General features: G+C 38.3%; 21 protein-coding genes. 19 read left to right on the forward strand and 2 right to left on the reverse strand.

Annotated features, from left to right (window positions below):
• Positions 1-68 precede the first annotated feature (68 nt).
• A complete protein-coding gene (rpmB, locus tag BM057_RS03590) occupies positions 69-257 on the reverse strand; it encodes a 50S ribosomal protein L28 (RefSeq protein ID WP_047391318.1) in 189 nt (62 codons plus the stop codon).
• Positions 258-547: 290 nt separating this feature from the next.
• Here rpmB and BM057_RS03595 point away from each other — a divergent pair, with 290 nt between their 5' ends.
• The 19 genes from BM057_RS03595 (at position 548) to BM057_RS03685 (ending at position 20417) form a co-directional block, all read left to right on the forward strand.
• Positions 548-910, forward strand: coding sequence for an Asp23/Gls24 family envelope stress response protein (locus BM057_RS03595; protein WP_047391321.1), 363 nt, complete (start codon positions 548-550; stop codon positions 908-910).
• 96 nt (positions 911-1006) lie between these two features.
• The gene (locus BM057_RS03600; RefSeq protein ID WP_177186165.1) at positions 1007-2641 is read left to right on the forward strand and encodes a DAK2 domain-containing protein; all 1635 of its coding nucleotides are present in this window, start codon (positions 1007-1009) and stop codon (positions 2639-2641) included.
• 538 nt (positions 2642-3179) lie between these two features.
• On the forward strand, positions 3180-5219 hold the full coding sequence (gene recG / locus BM057_RS03605) for an ATP-dependent DNA helicase RecG (RefSeq protein ID WP_245741791.1): 2040 nt from the start codon (positions 3180-3182) through the stop codon (positions 5217-5219).
• A gap of 30 nt (positions 5220-5249) precedes the next feature.
• Positions 5250-6260 carry a phosphate acyltransferase PlsX gene (gene plsX / locus BM057_RS03610; protein WP_092091530.1) on the forward strand — a complete coding sequence of 337 codons (1011 nt, stop codon included), beginning with the start codon at positions 5250-5252 and terminating at the stop codon, positions 6258-6260.
• A 112-nt stretch (positions 6261-6372) separates the two neighbouring features.
• Positions 6373-6612, forward strand: a complete 240-nt coding sequence (gene acpP / locus BM057_RS03615; protein WP_047391329.1) for an acyl carrier protein — start codon at positions 6373-6375, stop codon at positions 6610-6612.
• Between the two features lie 288 nt (positions 6613-6900).
• Positions 6901-7596 (forward strand): ribonuclease III, encoded by a 696-nt coding sequence (rnc, locus tag BM057_RS03620; protein ID WP_047391332.1) that lies wholly within the window; start codon positions 6901-6903, stop codon positions 7594-7596.
• A gap of 25 nt (positions 7597-7621) precedes the next feature.
• Positions 7622-11176 carry a chromosome segregation protein SMC gene (smc, locus tag BM057_RS03625; protein WP_092091532.1) on the forward strand — a complete coding sequence of 1185 codons (3555 nt, stop codon included), beginning with the start codon at positions 7622-7624 and terminating at the stop codon, positions 11174-11176.
• A gap of 38 nt (positions 11177-11214) precedes the next feature.
• Complete coding sequence (locus BM057_RS03630; RefSeq protein ID WP_092091534.1) at positions 11215-12030, forward strand: Cof-type HAD-IIB family hydrolase; 816 nt, start codon at positions 11215-11217, stop codon at positions 12028-12030.
• A 35-nt stretch (positions 12031-12065) separates the two neighbouring features.
• The gene (ftsY, locus tag BM057_RS03635) at positions 12066-13073 is read left to right on the forward strand and encodes a signal recognition particle-docking protein FtsY (RefSeq protein ID WP_092091536.1); all 1008 of its coding nucleotides are present in this window, start codon (positions 12066-12068) and stop codon (positions 13071-13073) included.
• Positions 13074-13694: 621 nt separating this feature from the next.
• On the forward strand, positions 13695-14033 hold the full coding sequence (locus BM057_RS03640) for a putative DNA-binding protein (RefSeq protein ID WP_092091538.1): 339 nt from the start codon (positions 13695-13697) through the stop codon (positions 14031-14033).
• Positions 14034-14054: 21 nt separating this feature from the next.
• Positions 14055-15494, forward strand: a complete 1440-nt coding sequence (gene ffh / locus BM057_RS03645; RefSeq protein ID WP_047391344.1) for a signal recognition particle protein — start codon at positions 14055-14057, stop codon at positions 15492-15494.
• 83 nt (positions 15495-15577) lie between these two features.
• Positions 15578-15850 (forward strand): 30S ribosomal protein S16, encoded by a 273-nt coding sequence (gene rpsP / locus BM057_RS03650; RefSeq protein WP_047391346.1) that lies wholly within the window; start codon positions 15578-15580, stop codon positions 15848-15850.
• 17 nt (positions 15851-15867) lie between these two features.
• Positions 15868-16110: a KH domain-containing protein gene (locus BM057_RS03655; protein ID WP_047391348.1), complete on the forward strand. Its 243-nt coding sequence runs from the start codon at positions 15868-15870 to the stop codon at positions 16108-16110.
• A 273-nt stretch (positions 16111-16383) separates the two neighbouring features.
• On the forward strand, positions 16384-16899 hold the full coding sequence (rimM, locus tag BM057_RS03660; protein WP_245741789.1) for a ribosome maturation factor RimM: 516 nt from the start codon (positions 16384-16386) through the stop codon (positions 16897-16899).
• Positions 16896-17654, forward strand: a complete 759-nt coding sequence (trmD, locus tag BM057_RS03665) for a tRNA (guanosine(37)-N1)-methyltransferase TrmD (RefSeq protein ID WP_092091542.1) — start codon at positions 16896-16898, stop codon at positions 17652-17654. Before rimM ends, trmD begins: the two co-directional genes overlap by 4 nt.
• 129 nt (positions 17655-17783) lie before the next feature.
• Positions 17784-18131, forward strand: coding sequence for a 50S ribosomal protein L19 (gene rplS / locus BM057_RS03670; protein ID WP_047391354.1), 348 nt, complete (start codon positions 17784-17786; stop codon positions 18129-18131).
• Positions 18132-18400: 269 nt separating this feature from the next.
• Positions 18401-18832, forward strand: coding sequence for a hypothetical protein (locus tag BM057_RS03675; RefSeq protein ID WP_047391355.1), 432 nt, complete (start codon positions 18401-18403; stop codon positions 18830-18832).
• A gap of 55 nt (positions 18833-18887) precedes the next feature.
• Complete coding sequence (locus BM057_RS03680) at positions 18888-19304, forward strand: OsmC family protein (RefSeq protein WP_177186163.1); 417 nt, start codon at positions 18888-18890, stop codon at positions 19302-19304.
• A gap of 207 nt (positions 19305-19511) precedes the next feature.
• Positions 19512-20417, forward strand: a complete 906-nt coding sequence (locus BM057_RS03685; protein WP_081981939.1) for a YitT family protein — start codon at positions 19512-19514, stop codon at positions 20415-20417.
• Between the two features lie 424 nt (positions 20418-20841).
• Here BM057_RS03685 and BM057_RS03690 read toward each other — a convergent pair whose 3' ends face one another.
• Positions 20842-21657 (reverse strand): Cof-type HAD-IIB family hydrolase, encoded by an 816-nt coding sequence (locus BM057_RS03690; protein WP_047391473.1) that lies wholly within the window; start codon positions 21655-21657, stop codon positions 20842-20844.
• Positions 21658-21773: the final 116 nt, after the last annotated feature.

Here is a 21773-nt window from a genome sequence, read left to right on the forward strand (position 1 = left end):
ATTATTGAGCGCAACAAAAAAAGGCGGGAGCAATCTCCTGCCTTTGATCTTTTTAGACCGCATTCCTATTAAACGCGTTCAACTTTTCCTGATTTAAGAGCGCGAGCTGAAACCCAAACTCTTTTAGGTTTTCCGTCAACTAAGATGCGAACTTTTTGCAAGTTAGCACCAAAAGAACGTTTTGTTTTATTTAATGCATGAGAGCGGTTGTTTCCGCTTTTTGCTTTTCTTCCTGTAACATAACATTGTTTAGCCATTTTCTTTCCTCCTTTGCCATACCTGAAGCAAAGCTTCAATCAGTCTTATACTTAAAATAATTTAGCATATCTTTTCTTGTTTTGCAAGGATTTTCTTTCAAGTAAATTTACTTGACATGTTTAAAATAGCAGAGCGGTATAAACTTTTTAGTCTCGAGAGAGCTATTTTTTTAAATTGATGAAGGGATAGAAAAAGGCTTAAAGCCGGATATACCTTTTCTTCTCTGTTGGCCTGTGCTACAATATAATGAGTAATTTATGGCTTTTTAGTCAAGAGGAGGATTTTTAACATGGCTGTTAAAATCAATACGCAGTTTGGCACCATCGATATTTCAAATGATGTTATTGCAACAGTTGTTGGAGGAGCCGCAACTGAAATTTTTGGAATTGTTGGAATGGCAAGTAAAAACCAAATTCGCGATAACTTAAATGAAATCTTAAAAAAAGAAAATTATTCAAAAGGCGTTCTTGTCCGTCAAGAAGAGAACGGTGTAGCTGTAGACGTTTATATTATCGTTAGCTATGGCACAAAGATCTCAGAAGTATGTCGCAATGTACAAGAAAAAGTTAGATACAATTTAGAATCGATGTTAGGCGTGTCCGCCAATACAGTTAATGTATATGTTCAGGGCGTACGAGTAATACAAGATTAAGAAATGGTTGAATGTCACACGATAGAGGTTAGATGTGACACAAGGAGGAAATGAGTAGTGAAAGTAGAAGTAGTTGAAGCGAAGCAGTTTCGTTCGATGGTGGCTGCTGGCGCAGAACGTCTTGAAAAAAATGCAGAATATGTCAATTCACTGAACGTGTTTCCAGTTCCGGACGGAGATACTGGAACGAATATGAACCTATCGATGACAAGCGGAGCAAAAGCTGTTAGAGATAACACGAGTGATCATGTAGGAGAGTTAGCTGCTGCATTATCTAAAGGATTATTGATGGGGGCTAGAGGAAACTCTGGTGTTATCCTTTCTCAATTGTTCAGAGGTTTCGGTAAAGGAATCTTAAACAAAGAAACGTTGACTGCTAAAGAATTAGCTGGCGCTTTTACAAGCGGTGTAGAAACAGCTTACAAAGCGGTCATGAAGCCTGTAGAAGGAACGATTTTGACAGTTGCTAGAGAAGCAGCTAAAGCAGGGGAGAAAAAAGCTGAACAAACAACAGATACAGTTGAAGTGATGAAAACGGTATTGAACGTTGCCAAAAAAGCTCTAGCTAAAACTCCTGATCTATTACCTGTTTTAAAGGAAGTAGGCGTTGTAGATAGCGGTGGACAAGGTCTTGTTTATGTTTATGAAGGATTCTTGGAAGCTTTATCTGGCAAAGTTGTTGAACAAGAAGCTCATCAACCGACTCCTGCTGAAATGACAGAAATGGTCAATGCAGAGCATCATAGAAGTGTGCAGAGCCACATGGCAACGGAAGATATTAAATACGGTTACTGTACAGAAATCATGGTCCGTATCGGTGAAGGAGAAACAGTTGATAGTGAATTTGATTATGACACATTCCGTAATCATTTAAATCAAATCGGTGATTCTTTACTCGTTGTAAATGATGATGAGATCATTAAAGTCCATGTACATACTGAACATCCGGGTGAAGTGATGAACTATGGACAAAAGTTTGGTTCATTGATCAAAATAAAAGTCGATAATATGCGTGAACAGCATGAAGCGATTAAAGACCACGATGAACACGAAAAAACGATGCCTGCTAAAAAAGAACCATTTGGTATTGTCGCTATTGCAGCGGGGGAAGGCGTTCAGTCACTGTTCAAAAGCTTAGGGGTCAGTGTACTGATCAATGGTGGCCAAACAATGAATCCAAGTACAGAAGATATTTTAAATGCGATCAATGAAGCACATGCTGAAAAAGTGATTATTTTGCCAAATAATAAAAATATCTTTATGGCAGCTGAACAAGCAGCGGAAGCAAGTGATATCCCTGTAGCTGTAGTTCCAAGCAGAACCATTTCTCAAGGGATGACAGCTATGCTAGCTTTTAATGAAACCAACGACTTAGAAACGAACAAAGCCGAAATGACAAAAGAGCTAGGTAATGTCATTAGTGGACAGATCACCAATGCGATCCGCGATACTGAAATCGATCATGTGAAAATCAAAAAAGATGATTACATGGGAATCATTGACGGCAAGATCAAGTTAGCGAAAGCAGATCTTAAAGATGCCGTATTGGAAACATTAGAACAAATGATTTCAGAAGATAGCGAAATCGTTACAATTTTACTTGGTGAAGGTTCTTCTCAATCAGAAGCTGAAGAAATTGCCAAAGAGATCGAAGACCGCTATGAAGAAGTAGAAGTGGATATCCATGAAGGAAAACAACCGGTCTATCCTTATTTACTATCTGTCGAATAGACAATAGAGCAAGGATCAGCGAAAATATTACCATGCAACAAATAGCGAAAAAGCGGGTTCTACAATATTTAACGTTGGTCTGTAAAATATCATTTTTTTAATGCTAAACTCGTTAGAATCCTATTTCTAGAAATTTCAGGAGGCGCATAGGGCTACTGATAGCCATGAAAAAAGATGCAATGTGAATCATTTAGTGTTAGGCTTTAGCCGTTACACTAAGTTTGAAGCTTGCAAGCATTGAGACGCGATTTACGGCTCAATGTGTTCTCATGGCTTTCCATCAGTAGCCCATCGACTGTAGGAAATTTCTTTACTAACGTTAAAAGAGGAAGAACCAAAAAAGCGAAGAGGCTGAGACAGTGGTCTCATCTTCTTCTTTTTTCATTCTGTCAAAAAAACGTTCAATGGTTTTTGATGAATAAGAGGCAAAGAAAAGTTCCGTTATCAATAAGCTGTTGAAAGTTGAGCTTAATATAGAAAAAGAAAGGAGAGAAGATTGTATTCGCAGATGCTGGAAGCAAGAATACGATCCAACAAGATGAAATCTATTTATGATCCTGTGACGGTACTTGCAAATGTTGGAGAAAAAAGACAAGCAGCTTTAGCTGAACTTGGGATCGTAACCATTGAAGACTTGCTGACTCATTTTCCATTTCGGTATGAAGATATCCAAGTGAAAGGAATTTACGAGATCGAGGATCAAGAAAAGGCCTCCTTAAAAGGAGAGGTTGTATCAGAGCCAGTCGTCAGCCGTTTTGGCTATAAAAAGAATCGGTTGTCCTTTCGGTTGAAAATCGATCGTGATGTGATCACTGTCTCGTTTTTTAATCAGCCTTACTTAAAGAAGAACATTGTATTAGGAGAAGAGATCACGATTTATGGAAAGTGGGATGAAAAACGGAAAAGTTTAGCAGGAATAAAGGTGCTGGGCGCTTCTTCTTCCAGTCAAGACTATTCATCTGTTTACCATACGACAAAAAAGATCAAACAAAAGACATTCGTCAATCTGATCAAAGCTGCTTACCAAGAATATCAAGATTTTATTCCTGAAACTGTTCCAGAAGCATTAAGGGAAAAATACCGCTTGATTTCTCGTAAAGAAGCGGTCTATGCGATGCATTTTCCTTCTTCAGAAGAACAAGCTAGACAAGCCAGAAGAGAAACGATTTTTGAAGAATTTCTTGTGTACCAGCTCAAAATGCAATTCTTACGCAAAAAACAAAAGACAGCAAACGCCGGTGTTTCAGTGGATTATGATATTGCTCGTCTAAAGCAATTTATTCAAACTTTGCCTTTTGAATTAACAACTGCGCAAAAACGCGTTGTCAATGAAATTTGTGCTGATCTTAAGAAGCCTGTTCATATGCATCGGTTATTGCAGGGAGACGTGGGAAGCGGGAAGACGATCGTAGCAGCAATCGCAGTGTACGCTGCTGTAACAGCTCAAGTACAATCTGCATTAATGGTGCCGACAGAAATTTTGGCAGAACAACATATGGAAACTTTTGCAAGTTTATTCGATCCATTAGAAGTTAAAGTAGCATTGCTGACAGGTTCTACAAAGGCAAAGGAACGGAAAGAAATTTTAGCACAATTAAAAAATGGCGAGATCGATCTGATTATTGGAACACATGCTTTGATCCAAGACACAGTTCAATTTGCCGATTTAGGGCTGGTGATCACAGATGAACAGCACCGCTTTGGTGTCAATCAGCGGAAGACATTAAGTGATAAAGGCACTGAGCCGGATGTTTTGTTTATGACTGCTACACCTATCCCAAGAACATTAGCTATCACAGCTTATGGAGAAATGGATGTATCCAGTATCGATGAAATGCCTGCCGGTAGAATACCGATTGAAACGACATGGACAAGACCGAAAAACTTTGAGCACACATTAGAATTTGTTGAAAGACAATTAAATCAAGGTTCCCAAGCATATGTCATTTGTCCATTGATCGAAAAATCTGAAAACTTGGATGTTAAAAATGCTACAGATATTTATAAACGTCTAACAGCTTACTACCAAGGTCGTTATCAGGTTGGTTTATTGCATGGACAAATGAAAGCTGAAGAAAAAGATACCGTGATGGAAACCTTTAAGCAAAATGAGGTGCAAGTACTCGTTTCAACAACAGTTATCGAAGTCGGTGTCAATGTGCCGAATGCCACAACCATGGTCATTTATGATGCTGACCGTTTTGGACTTGCACAGCTGCACCAGTTAAGAGGTCGCGTTGGCCGTGGCAATAAAGCTTCTTACTGTATTCTAGTAGCCAATCCAAAAAGCGAAGCAGGAATAGAACGCATGAAAATTATGACTGAAACAACTAATGGCTTTATTTTGAGTGAAAAAGATTTGGAATTAAGAGGACCGGGCGACGTTTTCGGTCATAAGCAATCAGGAACCCCTGATTTTAAAGTCGGTGACATCGTCAGTGACTTTGGTGCTTTAGAAGCTGCAAGAGAAGAAGCAGCTGAACTTGTTCATTCAGAACATTTTTTAAGTGATCATCAGTATGCCGCTTTAAGAGAAAAAGTAAACCAAGAACAAATTGAAACAGGTACATTTAGCTGAAAAATCAGCAAGTAAAGGGGAGAAGTAAAGATGAAAATCGCAATAGACGCAATGGGTGGGGACCACGCACCAAAAGCAATCGTAGAAGGTGTCGTTTTAGCGGCGAAAGAATTCGATGATATAGAATTTGAGTTGTATGGAAAGGAATCCATGATTCGTGAGCATTTGACTGATGAAAAACACATCACGATCGTGCACACAGACGAAAAAATTGAAAGTGATGACGATCCAGTGAGATCCGTTAGAAGAAAAAAAGAAGCTTCTATGGTTTTAGCAGCTCGAGCAGTAAAAGAAGGAAGAGCTGACGCTTTGTTTTCAGCTGGGAACACAGGTGCTTTATTAGCGTCAGGTCTCTTGATCGTAGGACGGATCAAAGGAATCGACCGTCCAGGCTTAATGGTTACTTTACCAACTCTAAATGGAAATGTGTCCTCTTTTAACTTGATGGATGTAGGAGCAAATGCAGATTGCAAACCTGCTAATATTAATCAATTTGCCACTCTTGGAAGCTACTATGCACAAGCAATCCAAGGTGTCAGCAAACCTCGTGTTGGTTTGTTAAATAATGGGACAGAAGAAAACAAAGGGAATGAAGTAACAAAACAAGCTTTTCAATTATTAAAAGAAAATCAAGAAATCCACTTTATAGGAAATGTCGAAGCAAGAGAATTATTAAATGGCGTAGCTGATGTTGTGGTCACAGATGGCTTTACAGGAAATGCGGTTTTAAAAACAATTGAAGGAACAGCATTGAATATGGTCAGCCTCATTAAAAAAACAATCATGGAAAATGGAATGAAAGCCAAATTCGGCGGCTTATTATTAAAAGATGGGCTGTCCGATTTAAAAGATGTGTTAGATTATTCGAAACACGGAGGATCTGTTTTATTAGGGTTGAAAGCTCCTGTAGTTAAAACGCATGGCTCTGCTGAAAAAGAAGCTATTTATCATACGATCAAACAAATTCGTAACATTCTAGCCTCTAACGTCGTTACAGACGTGGTGCATTATTTCGAACATCAAGCAACAGAAAAGGGCTAAAGGGCAAGAACAAAAAGAGCAAAAAAAGATAGACTTCTTTTGGGAATAACGTTAGAATAGAAGAGAAGTTAAAAAAACTCGGTGATAAATTTAGCAGACGGAGGTGTAATGCGTGTCTCAAAATGAAACTTTCGAAACGGTAAAAAAGATTATCGTTGACCGATTTGGCGTTGACGAAGAACGAGTAACATCTGATATGACTTTTAAAGAAGATCTAGGTGCTGACTCATTAGATATCGTGGAACTTGTTATGGAAATGGAAGATGTCTTTGGTACAGAGATCTCTGATGAAGATGCTGAAAAAATTGCGACAGTAGGCGATGCTGTAAGCTATATTGATGCAAACCACTAGAAAATAAAGATCGCCTCTTAAAAAAAGTTATTTGCTAATGTAATACGTTCATTAGCAAATAAGTATCACCTTTTTAAAAACAGATAAAAGCAAGAAACGGAAGAATATGACGTTTCTTGCTTTTTTGGTTTTGCCAGTCATGAGTAAGCAATAAAAATATTCATTTTATAAAAAGACGATTTTCAAGCCTCTACCAACTCCTTCTATTTTAGATAGGAGTTTATTTTTAAAGGGAAAACCAGTATAATGGAGCAGGAACATGACCAAAAATGAAATGGGGAATGAAATATGAATGAAGAATTTTTAAATTATTTAAACGATACTTTTGGCATCACGTTTAAAAATACTTCCTATCTTAAAGAAGCGTTTACCCATTCATCATATGTGAATGAGCATCGAGAGCTCAAATTACGTGATAATGAACGAATCGAATTTTTAGGGGATGCAGTTTTAGAGTTAACCGTCTCAAGGTACTTATTTGAACGCTATCCTAATCAACCGGAAGGAAAACTGACTCGCTTGAGAGCAGCAATTGTTTGTGAAGCTAGTCTAAGCCAGTTTGCAAAAGAGTATGGATTTGATCAGCAAATCCGTCTAGGCAAGGGCGAAGAAAGAATGAACGGACGCAAAAGACCGGCGATGTTATGCGATTTATTCGAATCTTTTATCGGAGCTTTGTACTTGGATCAAGGGCTGGAAAAAGTGGTCGACTTTTTAGAACAGACCATTTACCCAAGAATCGCGTCCGGTGCTTTTTCACATGTGATGGATCCAAAAACGAATCTGCAAGAATTTTTACAACAAAAGGGAGAAGTGGCTATTCAATATCTATTGGTTGAAGAAGCTGGCCCAGCCCATCAGAAGGAATTTCTTGTCGAAGTGATGGCAGAAGGCAAAAAGCTGGGCGAAGGCAAAGGAAAAACGAAAAAAGCGGCAGAACAAGTTGCTGCTGCAAATGCGTTAGAACAATTACAACAGCTATAAAAAATAGGAAGGGGCCAGGAGTGCAGTGCAGTTAAAAAGAATAGACATTGCTGGTTTCAAGTCATTTGCCGAGAAGACGGTAATTGAATTTAATGAAGGTGTAACAGCTATCGTTGGACCAAACGGAAGTGGAAAAAGCAATATTATTGAAGCCATTCGCTGGGTTATGGGAGAACAATCTGCCCGAAGCTTACGTGGCGGGAAAATGCCAGATATTATTTTTTCAGGGTCTGAATCACGTAAACCAGTAAATATTGCTGAAGTTACCCTTGTGCTGGATAATGAAGACCATTTTTTGCCGCTTGATTATACGGAAGCCAGTATCACAAGGCGTATTCTTCGTTCTGGCGAGAGCGAGTTTTTTATTAACCAACAAGCTTGCCGCTTGAAGGATATCGTGGATCTATTTATGGATTCAGGATTGGGAAGAGAATCTTTTTCTATTATTTCGCAAGGAAAAGTAGAGTCGATCTTTAATAGTAAACCTGAAGAACGACGGGTAATATTTGAAGAAGCTGCTGGAGTATTGAAGTATAAAAAACGCAAGAAAAGTGCAGAACAAAAATTAGTTGAAACAAAAGATAATTTAAATCGTGTCCAAGATATCGTTTATGAATTGGCTGCTCAAGTCGAACCTTTGCGAGAACAAAGCAGCATAGCGAAAGACTACTTGATGCAAAAGAGCCAATTGCATGATATTGAAATTGCCTTGACAGCTGTTGAAATCGATCAACTAACATCAGAGATCCATCAAAAAAAGATGGCCATTGATGCTTGTCAGCAACGATTGACATACTTCCAAGAAGAAATCAGCCAATTGGAACGTGATAGCAGAACGCTGCATAATGAACAACAAACGTTAAAAGAACAAATTGAAACCTGTCATTCCAATCGGTTGCAATTAGTGAAAAAAATCGAGCAGCTTGATGGACAAAAAAATCTTTTATCAGAAAGAAACAAAAATTCACAAGAAAATAGAGAAAAAATGGTTCAAAATCTCCAACAGCTAACGTCTTTATTAGAACAGCTCGAACAGGAAGCAAATGAAACGCAACAAGCTTTGGCAGATAAAGAAAAAGAAAAAACACAATTAAGTCGCACGTTAACGAAAGCTGAAAAAGAGTTTCGTATGCTTTCTGGAGATCAAAAAGAGATGGAAGCTGACTTGCGAGATGAATACATCGAGTGGATGCAGCAAGAAACAAGCTTGAAGAATGAGCAAATGTATTTGAAGAAATCTTCAAGTCAATATGAGCAAAAAAAGATGCGTACATCTGCAGCAAAAGCGTCGATGTTAGATCGTGAAAAGAAATTGAAAGAACAAATTACTGAACAAGAACAAGCCTTAAAAGACAGTCAGCAGACAGTAGCAGAAAAACTGTTGCATTACCAAGAAAAGCAAACAGCATTGCAACAAATGAGAACAACTAGAGAGAAAAAAGAAAATCAGTTGTATGATGCCATGCGTATTGTTCAACAAGCAAAAGCTAAAAGAGAAAGCCTGCAAGAATTAAGTGAAGACTACGCCGGCTTTTATCAAGGTGTTCGAGAAGTACTAAAAAATAAAGAACAAATCAAAGGCATGATTGGAGCAGTAGCAGAACTGATCGTCGTTCCTAAGTCTTTAACATTGGCGTTAGATATTGCTTTAGGTGCTTCTAGTCAACATATCATTGTAGAAGATGATATGAGCGGAAAAAAAGCGATCGAGTTTTTAAAACAACGTCATTTAGGCAGAGCAACCTTTTTACCCTTAACGACAATTAAGCCCCGTCGTTTACCGGAAGCCGCTTTGATTAAAGCTAGAGCGGTAAGCGGCTTTGTTGGCATAGGCAGTGAAATCATTTCTTATCCGCCAGAAATTGAACGGGTCTTGCACTATTTACTGGGAACGACATTGATTACCGAAAACTTGTCATCCGCTAACCAGTTGGCTAAACTGCTGCATTATAAATACCGTGTTGTTTCTCTTGAAGGAGATGTGATGAATGCAGGTGGTTCAATGACAGGCGGAGCCAGCAAAAAAGGCAACAAAGGCAGCCTGCTTGGTCGAAAAAATGACTTGCAGACGTTAGAAGAACAAATTAAAAAAATGGACGCCGCCATGCAGGAAAAAGAAATTGATGTGCGTGGCATGAAGCAACAAGAAAAGAAAATTGAATTTGAGCTGGAAACTTTGCGTAAAGTAGGAGAAGAATTGCGCATGGAAGAGCAAGAATCAAAAAGCAAACTGAATCGATTACGGGATGAAAAAAATCACTTGGAAAGAGAGCTAAAAGCACAAGCATTCGAAAGCAATGCCGCTAAAGAAGAAGCAGACGAGAATGCAGCAGCTCTGAAAAAAATCGACAGTGCGATTGAAGAAGCTCAAAAAAAACGCCAGCTGATCAAAGAAAGAATGGAATGGCTCTCTGCTCAAAATGATGAGAAAGAAGCAAAGAAAAGTCAGCTGACAGAAACCATCCAGCAATCTTCAACACATTTGGCTGCTGTAAAAGAACAAGTCGCTTACTTGCTGAAAGAACAAAAACGTCTTGCGCAGCAACGTGCAGAAACCAAAAAAAGTGCTGAACAATTGGAAACACAGCTGACAGCAACCGATGTATCAGACAATGGGCATTTGCTATCTCAAAAAGAAGTGAAGGAACAGCTGGCAGAAGCCACACAGAAAAAGTCAGAACTTGAAAAACATTGGCAATCATTAAAAACAGAACAAGAAAATGGAGAAGAACAGCTTGAATCTTTGACTCAAGCCATTATTCGAAAAAATAATCAAAAGCAAGCTGTCTTGGAACAGCGAACTGCAGAAGAAGTAGCTGCAAGCCGTTTAGACAGCGCAGTCGAGTCACGTCTTGAACTATTGAGCGGAACTTATGCAATAACGTATGAAGCGGCTTTAAAAGACTTTCCTTTAGCAGTGCCGTTAGAAGAAGCGAAACGGCAAGTAAAACTATTAAAACAAGGAATCGAAGAATTGGGTCCAGTCAACTTGAATGCCATTGAAGAGTTTGAAAGAGTCAATGAACGCTATACTTTTTTGATTGAACAAAAAGAAGACTTATCGATGGCTAGAAATAGTTTGTTGGAAACGATGGATGAAATGGATGAAGAAGTAACACGAAGATTCTCGCAAATGTTTACGGCTATTCAAGGAAAATTCAACTTAGTCTTCACTCAGCTGTTTGGTGGTGGTTCTGCAGAACTTAAACTGACTGATCCAAACAATTTATTGACCACTGGTATCGAGATCATTGCGCAGCCGCCCGGCAAAAAGCTTCAACAATTGAGTTTGCTTTCAGGCGGAGAAAGAGCACTGACAGCGATCGCTTTATTATTTTCGATTTTACAAGTTCGACCTGTTCCGTTTTGTGTATTGGACGAGGTTGAAGCAGCATTAGATGAAGCAAATGTGGTTCGTTTTGGCCGCTATTTAAGAAAATTTGAAGAAGAAACTCAATTTATCGTGATTACGCATCGTAAAGGTACAATGGAAGAAGCTAATGCCTTATATGGCGTAACCATGCAAGAATCCGGTGTATCGAAGGTAGTTTCAGTTCGTCTGGAAGAAGTCAATGTGTAAAGTAGTTTATAATATCAGCAGAAAGTGATGATTAATCGATGATAAAATTAGTCGCCATCGATCTAGATGGAACATTATTGAACAACGATCGGAAAATTTCAACAGAAAACAAAGAAGCAATCAAAAAGGCAAAAGATTTAGGAATCAAAATAGTCGTTTGTACAGGAAGACCTCTGTTAAGCGTCGTCGATATATTAGAAGAGCTGAATTTAAGAGAACTGGATGATTATGTCATCACTTACAACGGAGGCTTAGTTCAGCTTTCTGAAACAGGAAAAGTGGTTTCACAACAGACATTGACCAAAAAAGAAGCAGCAGATTTATACGCTTTAAGTCAAGAGCTGAATGTTCCTTGTAGTTTGATCGATCTGGAAAATATTTATGAATTGCCTCATCCTGAAGGCAGGGAATCTTGGTATCCTAAAACGGAACCGGCATTGCCATTTGTATCAGCCACTTTGGATGATTTCTCAGATGACCATACTTTTAATAAAATTATTTATTGTTATGAAACCAGTACCTTGAACGAAGCCTTAGCCAATATCCCAGAGGCATATTTAGAACGGTATTCTTGTGTCAAATCAAGACCGATTTTGTTTGAGATGATGAAAAAGGGCGTTAGCAAGGCTACAGGAATCGCCGTTTTATGTGAGTTGCTTTCTATCGATCCTGAAGAAGTGATGGCTTTAGGGGACGAAGAGAATGACTTATCGATGATCGAGTTTGCCGGTATGGGCGTTGCAATGGAAAATGCTACAATACCGGTCAAAGAAAAAGCGCAATATATCACCAAAACGAATGAAGCACATGGAGTCGCTCATGCGATGGAAACATTGATTTTTCAACAAGTCTGAAGCAGGATGACAAATAAAAGCAAAGAGGTGACAATATGGGATTATTTGATAAAATCAAGCAAGCTTTTACTGGCGAAAAAAAAGAAGAACCCATTCAACAAGATGAAGTTGCTGAAAAGTATGAAAAAGGGTTAGAAAAAACCCGTTCGTCTTTTTCTGAAAAGATGAATGCTTTATTTGCTAATTTCCGTAAAGTAGATGAAGACTTTTTCGAAGAACTTGAAGAGATTCTGATCGGTGCAGATGTTGGTTTTGATGTTACCATGGAAATCACCGATGCTTTGCGACAAGAAGTTAAGCTGAAAAACGCAAAAAGCCAAAATGAAGTTCAGCAGGTTATCATTGAAAAAATGGTGGAGATTTATGAAGAAAATGAAATCGACGAACAGCCTGTTCAGTTAAAGAAAAATGAATTGACGGTTATTTTGTTTGTAGGTGTTAATGGGGTTGGAAAAACAACTTCAATTGCAAAGCTGGCACATCAGTATAAATCAGATGGAAAAAAAGTTTTGCTTGCAGCCGGAGACACATTCCGGGCGGGAGCAATCGAACAACTAAAAATCTGGGGAGAACGCGTTCATGCAGAAGTAATTACTGGAAAAGAAGGCGGAGATCCAGCTTCTGTTGCATTTGATGCTGTCAAAAAAGCAAAAGAAGAACAAGCAGATGTCCTTTTGATCGATACAGCTGGACGTTTGCAAAATAAAATCAACTTGATGAAAGAATTAGAGAAAATCAAACGGGTTATCCAAAAAGAAGTCCCCGACGCACCTCATGAAGTCTTACTGGTGCTAGATGCTACCACAGGTCAAAATGCACTTATTCAAGCTCGCCAATTTAAAGAAACCACTGATGTTACAGGAATCGTTCTAACGAAGCTAGATGGCACAGCTAAGGGCGGAATTGTGCTTGCGATTCGAAACGAACTAGGGATTCCTGTGAAGTTTGTTGGTTTAGGGGAAAGCATGGACGATTTGAAAGCATTTGATTCAACAGACTATATTTACGGCTTATTCAGTGAGCTGATCAAAGAAACGATCTGATCTAAATAAACGATTGAAAGATATGTTTCGTTGAAGTCAGAAAATAGGTGTCTTTGAAAAGAATAAAGATGGGCATGTAGTCAGCTCCTAAAAAAGAGGCTTCTCTTTTTTAGGGGTCTTTCTTTTGGCTTTTATTCCCTTTTGTGTTGCCGAAATGATTTGCTTCTTCCTCTTTTAACTTAACGTTGATAAAGAAATTTCCTCCGGTCGATGGACTACTGATGAAATGCGATGAGAACACATTGAGCCGAAAATCGCGTCTCAATGCTTACAAGCTTCAAACTTAGTGTAACGACTAAAGCCTAACACTAAGTTAAGTGATTCACATTGCATCTTTTTTCATGGCTATCAGTAGCCCTATGCGCCTCCTGAAATTTGATTCTAACGAGTTTAGCATTAAAAAAATTGATATTTTACAAACCAACGTTAAATATTGTAGAATCAATGACTTCAGCCCATCTTACAAAAGAAGATTCATTTGGCGCCTATCGTTAGAAAAGCTAGCGTGATGTTTCGCTGAAAAAGAAATAGAGCTTATTGACTTATATAGGAAAAATCGGTAATCTTAAGAAGTATGTAAACGTTAATTCCTTTACAGTACTTTAGAATGGAGTAAAAAGCATGGAATTGGAAAAAAACAATAAAATGAATGCGTTGTTTGATTTTTATGGTGCTTTATTAACGGATAAACAGAAAGAATATATGCAGCTTTATTATGCAGATGATTTTTCTTTAGGAGAGATTGCTGAAGAATTTGATGTTAGTCGTCAAGCAATCTATGATAACATCAAAAGAACAGAAAAAATCTTATTAGAATATGAGGAAAAACTGCATTTACTAGAAAATTTTGTTTCGTTAAACAGAGCGATTGAAGCAATAGAAGATTATACTGAAACTGCATATAAAGAAGATTTGACTTTGCAGCATCTGATAACACAATTGAAAAATAATAAAGAGTAACGGAAGAAATGAGGAGAAAGAATGGCATTTGAAGGATTAACAGAACGTCTTCAAAACGCAATGACTAAGTTGCGCCGAAAAGGGAAAGTATCCGAAGCGGATGTAAAAGAAATGATGCGAGAAGTCCGACTAGCTTTGCTAGAAGCGGACGTGAATTTTAAAGTTGTCAAAGATTTTGTAAAGAAAGTCAGCGAACGAGCAGTTGGTTCTGAAGTACTTGAAAACTTAAACCCTGGTCAACAGATCATCAAAATCGTTAATGACGAATTGACCGATCTAATGGGTGGCGGAAAAGAAGGAATCGAATTTTCTCCAAAACCGCCGACAGTCATTATGATGGTCGGCCTCCAAGGAGCTGGGAAAACAACTACAGCTGGAAAGTTGGCCAATTACTTGCGAGAAAAAGATCATAAACGGCCAATGATGGTTGCTGCCGATATTTATCGTCCAGCTGCCATTGAACAGCTGCAAACACTAGGTGAGCAGTTGAATATTCCAGTCTTTTCAATGGGAGACCAAGTCAGCCCGATCGAAATAGCAGAAAAAGGAATCGAACAAGCTAAAAATGAAGGACGCGACGTAGTCTTCATTGATACGGCCGGACGTCTGCAAATCGATGAAACCTTGATGGCAGAATTAAGCGAAATCAAAGCTGCGACTCAACCTAATGAAATCTTCTTAGTGGTAGACGCAATGACTGGTCAAGAAGCTGCGAACGTAGCGAAATCTTTTAATGAACAATTAGATATTACGGGAGTTGTCCTGACTAAGTTAGATGGAGACACTCGTGGTGGAGCAGCACTATCTATTCGGGCCGTTACCGGAAAACCGATTAAATTTGTCGGTCAAGGTGAAAAGTTAGATGCTATAGATGCTTTCTATCCTGATCGTATGGCTAGTCGAATTCTAGGTATGGGAGACATGCTGACGCTGATCGAAAAAGCCCAACAAGATGTCGATGAGAAAAAAGCAGAAGAAATGGCAGAAAAGATTCGAGAGAACACATTTGATTTGAATGATTTTATCGATCAGATGGATCAAGTCAATAAGATGGGACCTTTGGAAGATATCATCAAAATGATTCCGGGTATGAACAACATACCTGGACTGGATCAAATCCAAGTTGACCCGAAAGACACAGCTCGCATGAAAGCCATCGTTTTGTCCATGACAGGAGCAGAACGTGAAAATCCGGATATCTTGTCACAAAGCCGCCGGAAAAGAATTGCAAAAGGTTCTGGCAGACCATTAGTTGAAGTCAATCGACTCATTAAACAGTTCAACGAGTCGAAAAAAATGATGAATCAAATGTCTAAGGGAAACCTTTCAGGAATGGATAACCTATTTGGAAAAGGCGCAAAAGGGAAATTAGGAAAGATGGCTTTTAACCAAATGAACAAGAAAGCCGGCATCAACAAAAAGAAGAAAAAGAAAAAAATGGTCCGAAAAAAGAAAAAATAAGACTGTAAAGAAAAAACACTTTACAACGTATGAAATAACTGTTAAACTGTTCCTTGTGATATTGTTAATGGAGGTGTAAATAAATGGCCGTAAAAATTCGTTTGAAACGCATGGGTTCTAAAAGAAAACCTTTCTATCGTATGGTTGTAGCTGATTCACGTTCTCCACGTGACGGACGCTTCATCGAAGAAGTTGGAACTTACAACCCTGTAGCTAAAGAAGATCAAGTTACGATTAAAGAAGAATCTGTACTAAACTGGTTGGCAAATGGTGCTCAACCATCTGATACTGTTCGTAATATCCTTTCTAGAGAAGGAATCATGAAAAAATTCCACGATTCAAAAAACAGTAAGTAAGAAAAAGGATGTTTAATATGACAGACATGAAAGAACTCATTCTTACCATTGTTCATCCGCTCGTTAGCCATCCTGATGAAGTAGCGTTAGAAGTTACAGAGTCAGATGAGTTTTATGAATATCATTTGTCCGTTCACCCGGACGATATTGGACGAGTGATTGGGAAAAAGGGCCGAGTAGCTAAAGCGATACGTACAATCGTATATAGCGTTAAAGTAAAAGGACCAAAACGTGTAAGATTAACGATTGTCGATATTTAATATTCCGTATGATAAAAAGGTCTGGGCATAAACTACCCAGATCTTTTTGTGTATTAAAAGAACAAAACTGTTTGAAACAGGTGTATATTTTGAAGATAAAGGGAGCCTGAAAATTCTTTGACACTGTTATAGCAGAAAGTTAACAACAGAAAATGTAAGGCGAAACGAGCTGTATCACGTATACACAAAAAAGCTCATCAAAATCATTTGAAAAATATACATAACTGATAATCATCATGCAAAAGAAATCTCATGAATTGGAGGATAGTAACAGTGGAAACTTATAATGTAGGGAAAATCGTCAATACTCATGGCATCAAAGGCGAAGTTCGTGTTTTATCTACAACAGATTTTCCAGAAGAAAGATTTAAAATCGGCTCGAAGTTATATTTATATCAAGAAAACCAAAAACCACAATTACTGATCGTTGCGTCACAGCGCCAACATAAAAATTTTTATTTGCTGAGCTTTGAAGGATACCCAACAATTGAATCCGTGGAAGCCTTTAAAGGAGCGACATTGAAAATAAGAGAAGATCAATTGACTGAACTTTCTGAAAATGAATATTATGTCCATGAGATCGTAGGATTAGATGTGTTTGATGACACGGGGAGGGAACTAGGTAAGGTAAAAGAAGTTTTATCTCCCGGTGCAAATGACGTATGGGTGATCGGTCGTGCAAATCAAAAAGATCTCCTTCTTCCTTATATCGAAGAAGTAGTACTACAAGTGGATTTAGAGGCTGGAAAGGTTATCGTGCATCTTTTGGAAGGATTGGAAGAATTATGAACATTGATATCCTCTCTATTTTTCCGCGAATGTTTGAAGGGCCGCTCTCGGAATCGATCATTGGTAAAGCAATCGAAAAAGAACTGGTTTCTGTAAAAGTGGCTGATTTTAGAGACTATACAGATGATAAACATAAACATGTTGATGATTATCCGTATGGTGGAGGCGCAGGCATGCTGCTGAAAGCCCAGCCTATCTTGGATGCTTTTGAAGCTATCAAAAAAGAAAAACCAGAGACAAAAAAAAGAGTGATTTTATTAGACCCGGCTGGAGAAAAGTTTAGTCAGCAAAAGGCGGAAGAATTGTCGAAAGAAGAGCACCTTATTTTCATTTGCGGTCACTATGAAGGCTATGATGAGAGAATACGCTCCATTGTAACGGATGAAGTTTCACTTGGCGATTTTGTGTTGACAGGCGGAGAATTAGGAGCTATGGTAATGATCGATGCTACAGTCCGCTTGCTTCCAGGTGTCTTGGGGAATGAAGTGTCTGCTGTCACAGATTCTTTTTCTACTGGATTGTTGGAACATCCTCAATATACTAGACCAGCTGAATATAAAGGAATGCGTGTGCCAGAAGTTTTAATGAGCGGTAACCATCAAAAAATCAAAGAATGGCAGGAAAAAGAAGCAATCAGAAGGACCTACCAAAGAAGGCCAGATTTATTGGAAATATTCATGATGAGCGATGAACAGAAAAAATGGTTGGCTGAAGTGATGGTTGAAGAAAAACATACAGATGAGGAAAAAGAATAAGTATTTTTACTTTACACCTATATCTAGATATGCTAAACTAACTTGGTAAGTGGAAAAAACCACCAAAATAACGATGTTCCGCTTTGTCTACATAGGCATATGAATGTTTGTTGGAAGGAGAAAGAAAAAATGAGTCAATTAATTGATGCAATCAACAATGAACAGTTACGTTCAGACATCCCTGATTTCCGTCCTGGAGATACTGTTCGAGTACATGCGAAAATCGTCGAAGGCGACAGAGAACGTGTACAGATCTTTGAAGGTGTTGTAATCAAACGCCGCGGTTCTGGTGTGAGCGAAACTTACACAGTCCGTAAAGTATCTTACGGTGTTGGTGTGGAACGTACTTTCCCAGTACACACTCCACGTGTTGCTAAAATCGAAGTTACTCGCCATGGTAAAGTTCGTCGTGCTAAATTGTACTACATCCGTAACTTGCATGGTAAAGCAGCTCGTATCCAAGAACGTCGTCGTTAAAAAAATAAAAGACTCAAGGCCATCAACAGATGTTCTTGAGTCTTTTGTTTTGGGCTCTTTTATCGATTCCTCGCATTTCAATTGTTTTTTTACAGTTGTTTACGTTATAATTTTAAATAGTGATGAAAAGACATTGAGATTTCGAAAAAGAAAATTCTTAGCATACGTTCTTCAGTTTTTCTAGTAAAATGACGTATCGATAGGGTGGAAAAGGCGGAGATCTCTTAGGAGATAAGATTCATCTAAAAGAATCATTAGGGGGATTTAAATTGACAACTTTAACAGATAACTTTGAAGAATTATTGCGTTCAAAAAAAATACCATTGAAAAAAAATGTCATCCAAAAAGGGCAGATACTGTATAATGGAAACTTTCGCTTGTCAGAAACACAATCATTGCCATTTGGGATTGTATTCGATAGCAAAGACAATCCTGTCATTGATTATCAAATTACATACCATCGATTGGCTTATGTTGCGGATTATTCAAAACGAGAAGCAGTGCTAGATCTGATCAATGAACTAAATCAGCTTAAATCTGGTTATTATACCGTTTGTCTAGGTGGAGACGGCGAAATTTATTTAAAACTGCTTGGCAGGACTAGTGATGATATTTTACCAGTATACGAAATGATGGTTTTTGGCTCATCTATCGCAAAAGCGCTGCTGCCCGAGATCAGTCAAGTTTTAGATCCAGCATAAAATTATAAATATTGTTCTATTTATTAAGAATCATGGAGTAAAAGAGGTTTAAAAGATGCAAATAGAAAACAGTTTATTTCATACAGAAGTGGTTAACCAGGACGGCGTAGATGGAAAAGTTTACGTAAAAAATGGTGGGCTAAGTGTCACTGTTTCCAGTCCTACTTCAAAAGACCCAGGTACAAATCCTGAAGAACTTTTAGGTATGTCGTTAAGCACTTGCTTAAATGCGACGATCAAAGCAATATTGAAAGGCAGAGGCCTGGAGAACGAGAGTACAGTAGAAGTACATGTTGATTTTGTTCCAGAACCTTCAGGCAGCGGCTATTTTTTCGAAGTGGTGGCGTATGCACAAATCAAAGAGATGCCGTTTGAAAACGCACAACGTATTGTCCAACAAGCAGAAAAACGTTGTCCTGTTTCAAAACTTCTTCAAGGTAGTTCAACTGTGGAAATCAAAACAATCGCTTAAAAAATGACGGTTATATTTTTGTTTAAGAAAGAGAAATGTAAAGTCATGTTGAATACATTGAATTTGCAATACTAGAAATGTTAGAATCGAAAAAAGAAAGACGAATCATCTGGTTCAAAAGAGATTCGTCTTTTTTGTTGAAACTGTTTTTCATCGAACTAAAAACAGTTGAATAGATGCAAAGAAAAAATCAATGGAGGTCTGTACATGAAAAAATTAAAAGCTCCGATCCAATGGGTCGAACAATTTAAAATTATCTTTTTTATCTTTTTTTCTGCTATTACTAACGCTGTAGCATTGAATAACTTCTTTATTCCAGCAAATGTTTATGCTTCAGGTATTACTGGAGTTGCACAGTTAATGTCTGATGCAATGAGGGACTTTCTTCAATTTAAAGTCGAAGTTGGGATATTGATTCTGCTCTTTAATATTCCTATCGCTATTATCGGATGGATAAAAATTGGCAGAAGATTTACCTTATATAGTTTTATTTCTTCTCTGTTGATTTCTGTTTTCATGTTGATTCTTCCCGTCAAAGCACTGACACCTGATCCTATCATGAACGCTTTGTTTGGCGGAGTGATTGCCGGTCTTGGAATCGGATTTGCTTTGAAATATGGATTCTCAACAGGCGGAATGGACATCATTTCAATGGTATTGGCTAAGACGACCGGAAAAACAATAGGAACGCTAATGATGGCGATCAACGTGATGATCGTTATTATTGCAGGCTTTTTATATGGTTGGGAATATGCCTTTTATACATTATTATCCATTTACGTGGTAACGAAAGTGATCGATGCGATCCACACTAGTCATCAAAAGATTACTGCGATGATCGTAACGCAAGATCCGCAAGCCATTGTTTCTTCCATCCACAGCAAGTTGATCAGAGGAATCACTGTGATACCGGCCAAAGGTGCCTTTAGTCAAACGGATCGTTCCGTCTTAATGACTGTCATCACAAGGTATGAAATGTATGACTTGGAACAAGCTGTCCGAGAAGCAGATGCTGCTGCTTTTGTTAACTTTATGCAAACGACTAAAGTATTAGGTGAATTTTGGAATAGTGACCAGCAAAAGAAATGGAAAAAGCAAGACAATCACGTTTAAAGCCTAACAGGAAGAACGCGGTTTGATTTAAGAAATTTGTTTAAATGAAGATTTGAGTAAAAAGAGGTTCTACAATAGTTAACGTTGGTCTGTAAAAAATCAATTTTTTTAATGCTAAACTCATTAGAATCCTATTTCTAGAAATTTCAGGAGGCGCATAGGGCTACTGACAGCCATGAAAAAAGATGCAATGTGAATCACTTAGTGTTAGGCTTTAGCCGTTACACTAAGTTTGAAGCTTGCAATCATTGAGACGCGATTTTCGGCTCCATGTGTTCTCATGGCTTTCCATCAGTAGCCCATCGACCGGAGAAAATCTCTTTACCAACGTTAAAAGAGGAAGAACCTAAAAAGATAGAAAAGAAAAGACCGGTGCTGAGGCTATTGCCCCTCTGCATCGGTCTTATTTTAATGGAAAGCTTTTTTAAATGGATAGCTTGAAGTATTTTTTTAAATAGTGAGCTAGGCCATTTTCATGATTCGTCAACGTGGTAACGTCATTTGCAACAGCTTTGAGTTCTTCGATTCCATTGCTCATAGCAACACCATGACCAGCATATTGAATCATCTCATAATCATTTGCTTCGTCCCCAAAAGCTAAAATATCTTCGCGCTGAATATGATAGACGCTGGCAATCCGCTCGACACCTAATGCTTTTTGTACACCTGCAGCTACAACTTCCAAGCAGGGTGCATGACCGCCCCATGTCCTTACTTCCACCGCATCTCCATAACGCTCAATGATTCGCTCGGTGATCGTTGTTTGGTTTTCTTTAGCCGTGAAGACACTGACAGAAGTAGGTTCTTCTCTTAAGCTGTCTTTAGAAAGTTTCATTTTTTTCTGCTGTTCATTTGGGAAGAAGTCAGCATAAGGAATAAAGTCATCATCAATATAGACTTGATCCCTTAATTCAGCTGCAATAAGCTGAATGTCCATTTCTTTTCTCAAAGAAAGCATATCAAGGGCAATTTCACGATCTAAAGTTTTGTGATATTGTGATTCCCAAGCCAGTTCCTTTGGTTTATGGCAAAGCGCACCGTTGAAGTTAACGATAGGCGTATCAAGTTGAAGTTGTTCGTAGTATTGTTTACTATTTCGGTAAGGACGTCCAGTCGCAATGCTCACGATATGTCCTGCTTTTTGAAGATGCTGCAGAATATCAGCGGTACGATCGGTCAAAATAGAATGATTATTCAAAGTTGTGCCGTCTAAATCAAGCGCAATCAGTTTTCTTTTCATGTTCTCCTCCAATTGGTTAGTTGTAAAATGAAATGCATAAAGAAAAAAATATAAAAAAGCCATGTAGATACGGTATACTTTAAAGCGACGAAACCAAAGTAAGGAGTATCTACATG

It is taken from the genome of Pisciglobus halotolerans, from assembly GCF_900113675.1.
Classification (GTDB): domain Bacteria; phylum Bacillota; class Bacilli; order Lactobacillales; family Carnobacteriaceae; genus Pisciglobus; species Pisciglobus halotolerans.